Here is an 8,597-nt window from a genome sequence, read left to right on the forward strand (position 1 = left end):
TTGTTCTTTATTAAATTTAGTCATAATAAAAGACCCAAAAGTGTCTAACTTTTGGGTCTCACTTCACGGATCGATGTGATCCGCTTTTTATTTTGAATAGGCCTTGTGAATTTTCAGTAGACTGAAAATCTAGAGGATTTTAGCGAAAATTTTCAGTTAACTGAAAATTCTGAGGAATTTCTGTTTAATTTTCAGTAGACTGAAAATTATGCTTCTTCATGATGGGATTTTTTCTTGCAAATTAATATTTGTAGTAGATAGACTAAGGAAAGAACGGTAAAATAATAGTAATTGATAGATTTTATTTACCCTATGGGGAATGTAAACAAGTTAGGAAACTCCTGTGGATATCTCAAAGCTTGGCTTTTATTTAACCCAAGAGGAAACATTCATTTTTGCAGCGTTTAACTATGCTGCTTTTCTTTTTATAAAAATATTGTTGCAAATGCAACAAAAATAAACTAATATATCTTCTGAGGTAAAAATATGCAAGAAGATGTTTTAAGAAAAATTGGCACGATTGCGCGGTCATTTGATTCAATCGCTAACATCGAATTCAAGGAAATGCAGCTAACGCGTGGGCAATATTTGTATTTGGTCAGAATTGACGAAAATCCTGGAATTATTTCAGAACGTTTGGCTGAAATTTTAAATATTGATCGAACGACAACTGCTCGTAGCGTGCAGAAATTAGTCAATAATGACTTAGTAGTTAAGAAGGCTGATTCAAACAACAAGAAAAATAAAAAGCTCTTTTTGACTGCAAAAGGACAAAAGCTAGTCAAAATAATTGAGCGAGAGAATAAATATTCAAACGAGACGTCGCTCGAAGGATTGACAGATGACGAAAAAGATACATTGCTTCGCTTGCTAACGAAAGTTGCGGAGAATGCCAGTGAGAGCTGGAAATTTGTTAAGAATGGCGGTAGAAGGGAATACTAATATGGAATACACAATTAAGAATGTAACGATTGATGATTTGAAGAACTTACAAGAAATTTCGCGTGAGACTTTCAAGAAGACTTTTGACCCATTTACTAAGCCAGATGATATGGCTGAATTTTTGAAAGATAGCTATGCGGATGAAAAATTGACTGGTGAGCTTGAAAATCTTGATAGCCGATTCTTTTTCTTGATGGTTGATGGTGAAGTCGCTGGATATTTGAAGGTGAATGTTGGGGATGCACAAACTGAGCGATTGAGACCGAATGCATTGGAAATCGAGCGAATTTATTTAAGAGAACAATTCCAGCACAAAGGCTTGGGATCAGTATTATTTAATTATGCTGAAAAGCTTGCTTATGATGAGAAGAAGGATTACTTGTGGCTGGGCGTTTACGAAAAGAATATCAATGCCCAAAAGTTCTATGCTAAAAAGGGTCTTAAACGCGTTAGTCAACACGTCTACCCAGTAGGCGATGATCCGCAGGTTGATTATTTGCTGGTTAAGAAGTTGGATTAGGATTGAATTTATGTAAAAATTCCAACATAATATAATGGTAGAAAAATAAAATCAAAGTAAATGAAAAATGCCTTTTGGTATAATTTGGTTGGCTCTAGAATAAGGATCTTTTAGTATTTTCTCCACGCATGTGGAGGGGTGACAAGTAAGCTAGAAAATTATACTAACTAGGGTTAATTTTATTTACTGTGAGAAGCAAACTAATTCTTTAAATGATTAGTTTGCTTTTTTATTTTGCAGTATGTATTTGATAAGGGGGGTTAATAAATACGTTATAATTAATTTATTAATTAAAATTATTAGTGTTTCAATTCAAGCGATTGTCATTATTAGAAATAGAAGAATATAAATGTTTGGAATATTTGGTAGCAGACCTATATTAAAAGAAATAATTAACGATAGATTATTAAATTTAGGGATTAAAGCAAATTTTATTTGCGGTCATAATAGAGATTGGTTTATTGCATTTGATGACAAAAATATCTATTTTACTAAATCGGGAATTAGTAAAAAAGTATATTTTGCACCGCTTAAAGATCAATATTTCTTTGTTCATAAAAATATAAATGGTACAAAAATATGTTCACTTCAAAATGGATTCTTTTATTCTGGTGCAAATGATAGGGAATTTAAAGAAATAAAAGAATATGTTGTTGAACATGGAGCAATTTGGTATGAAGGAAATAAAAGCCAAAGATTTTTTGATTTTATAAATAAATATGATGTTTTTCAATTACCAACTGGCAAAATTATAGTTGATAAGTTTGGAAATATTGTCTGTTTTGCTAAAAAAAGAATTTTAACTAATATTGATTCATTAGCATTTGATCAAATATCCAAAATGGCATTTTTTGTTGAAGGAAATGCTGTAGGTACTGTAAATACTAACGACGATGATTTCGAAGATATGATACTAACCGGAAAGGAAAATGAAATAGGATTATTGCTAAAAGATCTTAGTGATGATCAAATAAAAACTTTTAAGGCAGAAGCTGATGCTAGAAATGCACACTGGGTAAAATATAAGTTAGTTGTAAAAATTTTACACGATAACATAAATTCAGATCTTTTTGCTAATGAAACTTTGGACTTTAAAGTCCCCTCTGTTGACATTATATATAGTACGGAAGACGATCCAGATGTTGTTAGTTTTGGAAGTGATCAACAAAATCAAAAATTTTTAATTACGTATGGATTTAGTGAATATAGTGATTTATATAAAAAATATCGTTTAGAGACTAATTTTAAAGCAGTAAGTTCAGATTCACTTAATGATAATAGATCATCGTATTTAACTTTTGAATATGATGATAAGGATAGATTTGAAGCAGCTTGTGCATTGATTAAAAATTTATCAGAAGTAACTAAAAAGAGAAAAATCAAAGTTCCTGATAATTTACAAAAGGCACAAAAAAATATCGAACAACTTGATTTAAAGCCAGACTCACAATTAAAAATTTTAATTGATAATGAAAATTATCTACCAAGACCTAGTTTGAATGAATTAGGATTAACTTCTAATAATATTATGTATATTGTGGATGACTTCAAACATATTAAATTTGCTAATGATTTACGAGATGATGAATATGTTTTGTATGATTATAGAGAACATTTTGGAAACGGTGATAAGGAAGAACACTTTTTCGAAAATTATGGCTATGGAATGGCAAATTATTATGATTTGAAATTATATAATTCAGACAATAAAAAAATCAAAATTACAATTGTCACTTTAGTGGGGTCTGATACTGAACAAAATACTTCAGATATGTTAGAAAAGGTTTTCTTGAAGAAAGGCTATATTCCTGAAAAGAAAAAGATTGAAACATCTAAATATAAAATTCCAATTAAAGAGTTGAGAGAATTAAAGTCTCTATTTGATGACGGAATTATAACGCAAGATGAATTTGATGCTAAAAAGAAACAATTATTGAATTTATAAAAGAATGGGTTCTAATAATTACTCATGATAGTTTTAAATCTACGATAGAGGGAGAATAGAATGAAGATATTAAAAAATATATTTGCATTAAGTATTGCAGGTATTATTTTAATTAGTGGCGTTGCAATAACAACACCTACAGTTCAGGCAACTAGTGCTTATGATAATTGGGTAAAGAAGGATTCTAATAAGTCTAGTTTATATAAAGTTGTGGTAACTAAGCCTATTACAATTTACAAGGCTAAGTTTCGTGGCTTTTATGTTTTCAAGGGTAAAGCTGAGCATGTTAAACCGGGTACAATCCTTTATATCCATACTTATGGTGATAAAGGTGAAGATTGGATAATGACTCATAGTAAATCTAGTAATGTAACGAAGTTTTATCCACATAAAACTGTAGGTTGGTTCGATACGTATTCTAAGCATGAATATGTTGATCAAGGATATTTCTTGGGTAAAAAGAATAGAGTAGGTAAGGGTTATACTTTTACTTGGAATCAATATGTAAAATTAGTGAAAATGGGTTTATGGACTACCAACCGTCATGATCAATCGTGGAAGAAAATCACTAAGTATGTTGAATCATTAGATTTAATTGCCGAATAAAAATCATATTATGTAATTAGTAAACCATGTAAAGAAATTAAAAACAGCATTTCTAGAGATATTCTTTCTAGGAATGCTGTTTTTATTTTGCAGCATGTGCTTGATAAAGTTGATCGAACCGAATTTATACAGAGTTTATCAATGAATACGTTATAATTAACTTATATTTTGGATTTGGAGAGTGCAGATTATGGCAACTTTTGATGAACTTGTTAAGCAAGTAAATGATAACTTAGATAAGCCTAGAGATAGAGGTACAGCCTTTGAAAAAATGGTTGTTGCTTATCTTAAGAATGAACCAGCTTACAAGCAGAAATTTGAAGATGTTTGGATGCTAAATGAAGTTCCAGCAGAATATCATATTTCTAAAAGAGATACTGGTGTAGATATTGTTGCTAAAGGCTACGATGGTAATCTTACAGCAGTGCAAGCCAAATTCTATAAAGGTAAGGTTGGCAAAGCTGGTATTGATTCATTTGTTGCAGAAACTGGTAAAAGTGTTTATTCTGCAGGGATGCTTGTTTCATCTATTGATGAATGGAATAGAAACGCTAAAGCTACTCTAGAAGATACGACTAAGCCATTTAGTATCATCGGGCTTAGCCAGCTTAGACACGCTCATTTTGACTGGCAAAAATTCTCATTTGCAAAAGAGAATGACAACTTATCTAATAAAAAGCCTAAAAAGTTACGTAAATATCAGGAGACTGCTATTAATAAATCACTTGAATATTTTAAAGATCATGATCGTGGCAAACTTATCATGGCTCCTGGTACTGGTAAAACCTTTACAAGCTTGAAGATTGCTGAAGCATTGATGAAAGATCAAAAGAAACATGTCTTTAATGTTTTATATCTAGTGCCAAGTATTCAATTATTGTCACAGACCCTATTTAATTGGAATGATGATGTTTCAGATAATATCCATATGACTTCATTTTCAGTTGTTTCAGATTCTAAGGCCAATCAAAAGAAGGGCAAAGACGATGATGATCTTGGAGCAAAGGATATTGGTTATGAACCTACTACTAATGTAGAAGAATTGATGAACCACTATAAATTAACAGATGCATATGAATTATCTAATGATATGCGGGTTATTTTTAGTACCTATCAATCGATTGACGTAATTAAGCAGGCACAAAAACAAGGCTATCCAGAATTTGATTTAATCATTGCTGATGAAGCACATAGAACGACAGGTGCTATTGCTAAAGAAGAAGGCGATAGTACATTCACTGAAGTTCACTCTAATAATAATGTAAAAGGCAAGTTGAGACTTTACCAAACTGCTACTCCTAAAATCTATGGTCAAAATGCTAAGAAGAAGGCTAAAGAAAAAAGTATTGTTGTTTCATCAATGGATGATAAGTCTATTTATGGTGATGAAATTTTTAGATTAGGCTTTGGGGATGCAGTAGCTCAAGGATACTTAACTGATTATAAAGTTTCTGTTTTGGCTGTTAGTGAATCTTATATTAATAAAGACATGCAAACCGTTCTATCTGCTGATAATCAACTTAAGGTTGATGACATTGGTAAGATTATTGGTGTTTGGAATGCTATGGTTAAACGTGATGGTATTACTGGTGAAATTACCGGTGCACCTATGAAACGTGCGATTGCCTTTTCAGATACTATAAGGCACTCAAAAATTATTTCTAATGAATTTAATCAAGTAGTAAATGAATATCTCGATACTCAATCAACTGAAAGCTTTAAAGTAGATGTCCATCATGTTGATGGTGGTTTGAATGCTCTTAAAAAGGAAAAAGAAATTGATTGGTTAGGTAACGATAACATTGAAGAAAATCATGCTCGAATCTTATCAAATGTTCGCTTCTTAACTGAAGGAATAGACGTGCCTAATCTTGATGCCATTATTTTCTTCAGTCCTAAAAGGTCACAAGTTGATATAGTTCAAGCCGTAGGACGAATTATGAGACGATCAGAAGATAAGCAATATGGTTACATTATTATACCTATTGTTGTGGCTGATGGCGTTGATCCCAACATTGCTTTAGATAATGATAAACAATATAAACAAGTTTGGCAGGTTTTAAATGCTTTACGAGCTACTGATGAAAGATTTGATGCCGAAGTAAATACACTAGATCTAAATAAAAAGAAATCTGGACGAGTTGGAATTATTGGTGTTAATTCAAATCCAACAGGTCCCGTTACGGAGGGTAGTCATAAACAAGAAGATCAAAAAGTAGAGCAATTGGAACTTCCATTACATTGGAAAGAAATGCGTAGTGCATTCTATGGTAAGATTGTTCAACATGTTGGTGATAGAAGATATCTTGAGGATTGGTCAAAAGACGTAGCAGATATTGCCAAGATGTATGTTCGCAGGATTAATGACTTAATTGAGAGCAATCAAGGTGCAAAGTTAGCCTTTGATAAATTTGTTAAGTCTTTACGCTACAATATTAACGATTCAATTGATCAGGAACAAGCAGTAGAAATGCTTGCACAACACTTAATAACCGAACCTGTATTTGACGCTTTATTTAGTGACTATGACTTTGTAAGAAATAATGCAGTTTCTAAAGCAATGAATGATATTATTTCTGCTTTCAAAGTATTCGGATTTGCTAAAGAACAAGAAAAATTAAAACCATTCTATGATTCTGTTAAATTGCGTGCTTCTGGCATTGATAATGTTCAAGGAAAACAAAAATTTATCATTCAATTATATGACAGTTTCTTCAAGACTGCATTTCCACGAGTAACTGAATCAATGGGAATTGTCTTTACTCCTGTTGAAGTTGTAGATTTTATTGTTCATTCAGTTGATTGGGCATTAAATAAATACTTCGGTAAATCATTGGCAAGTAAGAACGTTCATATCCTTGATCCGTTCACTGGGACTGGCACTTTTATTACCAGAACTCTGTATTATTTGAAACAGCAAATGGATGAGGGAAAAATCACTTATGATGATATTCTTCGTAAATACATGCATGAACTGCATGCAAATGAAATTATTTTGTTAAGTTACTACATAGCATCTATCAATATTGAGGCAGTATTTGATGAAGTAAATGGACCAGATAGAGGATACAAACCATTTGAAGGTATTGTTTTAACTGATACGTTTGAAAGTACAGAACGTGAAGGTACTTTGAATGATGATATGTTTGGGGAAAATAATAAGCGCTTAAAGAAACAACAAGAAGTTCCTATTACTGCAATTATTTCCAATCCGCCTTATTCAGTAGGACAAAAGAACGCAAATGATGATAATGCAAATATTCATTACCCAAAGTTAGAAAAGCAAATTGAAAAGACTTATGTTCAAAATAGCAATTCTCAACTAAGTATGAGTGTTTATGATAGTTATATTAAGGCTTTTCGTTGGGCGAGCGATAGAATTGGTGAACACGGTGTAATTGGCTTTATAACTAATGGCAGTTTCTTAGACAGCAGTAGTACTGATGGTTTTAGATCATCTTTGTATAAGGAGTTTAACCACCTTTATATTTTTAATTTACGAGGAAATCAAAGAACTCAAGGAGAGCAGTCTCGTAAAGAAGGTGGCAAGATTTTTGGTTCCGGAAGCCGTGCACCTATCGCAATCAGCATTTTAGTTAAAGACGGATCAAATAATCATGCTATTTATTACCATGATATAGGTGATTATTTAGCTAGAAAGCAAAAATTGGCTATTATTAAAGACTTTGAATCAATTAAAAATATTGATTGGAAATCTATTAAGCCAGATAATAATCACGATTGGCTAAATCAACGTGATCCAAATTATAGAAAATATGATTGGATTGCTGATGATACTAATACTTTTAAAGGCGTTTTTAAAAATCATGCAATGGGAATACAGACTAATAGAGATTCTTGGGTTTACGGTTTCTCTAAAGCTAAAGTAAATAAAAATGCTGAACGAATGATCTATAACTATAATAATGAATTAGCTTTGCAGAAAAATTTCACTGGTAAGAACTTTATATTAAATCGTGATCCTAAGTATATTAAATGGACCAGAAAATTAGAAAGAAGTTTTAATAAAAAAGAAGAAATAGACTTCAATTCTAAAAAAACAACTTTCTCCATGTACAGACCTTTTACTAAGAAGTGGCTTTACTATGATAAGGCGGTAATTGAAGAATCAAGGCTTTATTATACAAAATTTGGCAAAAATAATATGGTGCTTTTTACAACTGGCAGAGGTGCCAACCGACCTTTTTCTGCTTTAGTAATGAATGTTCTTCCTAATTTGCATACTCTCGATACTGGTCAAGGCTTCATGCGATACGACAACGAAATTAACCCCAATGAACTTATTCAACCAGATAGAGATAATATCACTGATTCGTTTGCTAAAAAAATTGGTTTGAGTAAAGATGACGTGTTTGCATATGTTTATGCCTTACTTAACTCTAAAGAGTATCAAAAAAAGTATGCCAATGATTTAAAGAATGAAGTGGGACCTAAAAAGTAGACATTTTAAAACATAGGATTAATAGAGGCTTGATTCCGATATTCTTTCGGAGTTAAGCCTTTTAATCTGCTCTTTATCCTTTCTTCGTTATAGTATTTGATATATTCCTCTATAGCTTGAGC

General features: G+C 31.7%; 6 protein-coding genes. 5 read left to right on the top strand and 1 reads right to left on the bottom strand.

All coding sequences use genetic code 11. The features are described from left to right. Positions 1-486 precede the first annotated feature (486 nt). The 5 genes from RDN22_RS10415 to RDN22_RS10435 all read left to right on the top strand — a co-directional run bounded on the left by RDN22_RS10415 (position 487) and on the right by RDN22_RS10435 (position 8,475). A complete protein-coding gene (locus RDN22_RS10415; RefSeq protein ID WP_308558045.1) occupies positions 487-942 on the top strand; it encodes a MarR family winged helix-turn-helix transcriptional regulator in 456 nt (151 codons plus the stop codon). A gap of 1 nt (position 943) precedes the next feature. Beyond that, the gene (locus RDN22_RS10420; RefSeq protein WP_308558047.1) at positions 944-1,462 is read left to right on the top strand and encodes a GNAT family N-acetyltransferase; all 519 of its coding nucleotides are present in this window, start codon (positions 944-946) and stop codon (positions 1,460-1,462) included. Positions 1,463-1,811: 349 nt separating this feature from the next. Further along, complete coding sequence (locus tag RDN22_RS10425) at positions 1,812-3,407, top strand: SHOCT domain-containing protein (protein ID WP_308558048.1); 1,596 nt, start codon at positions 1,812-1,814, stop codon at positions 3,405-3,407. A 60-nt stretch (positions 3,408-3,467) separates the two neighbouring features. Continuing rightward, positions 3,468-4,013, top strand: coding sequence for a hypothetical protein (locus RDN22_RS10430; protein ID WP_308558049.1), 546 nt, complete (start codon positions 3,468-3,470; stop codon positions 4,011-4,013). 190 nt (positions 4,014-4,203) lie between these two features. Continuing rightward, on the top strand, positions 4,204-8,475 hold the full coding sequence (locus RDN22_RS10435; protein ID WP_308558050.1) for a type ISP restriction/modification enzyme: 4,272 nt from the start codon (positions 4,204-4,206) through the stop codon (positions 8,473-8,475). A gap of 5 nt (positions 8,476-8,480) precedes the next feature. On the opposite strand, the gene RDN22_RS10440 is transcribed toward RDN22_RS10435, so the two are convergent. Next, positions 8,481-8,597, bottom strand: a 117-nt coding sequence (locus tag RDN22_RS10440; protein WP_308554877.1) for an IS3 family transposase, incomplete at its 5' end; no start/stop codon positions are given.

Source organism: uncultured Lactobacillus sp. (assembly GCF_902491705.1).
GTDB lineage: Bacteria > Bacillota > Bacilli > Lactobacillales > Lactobacillaceae > Lactobacillus.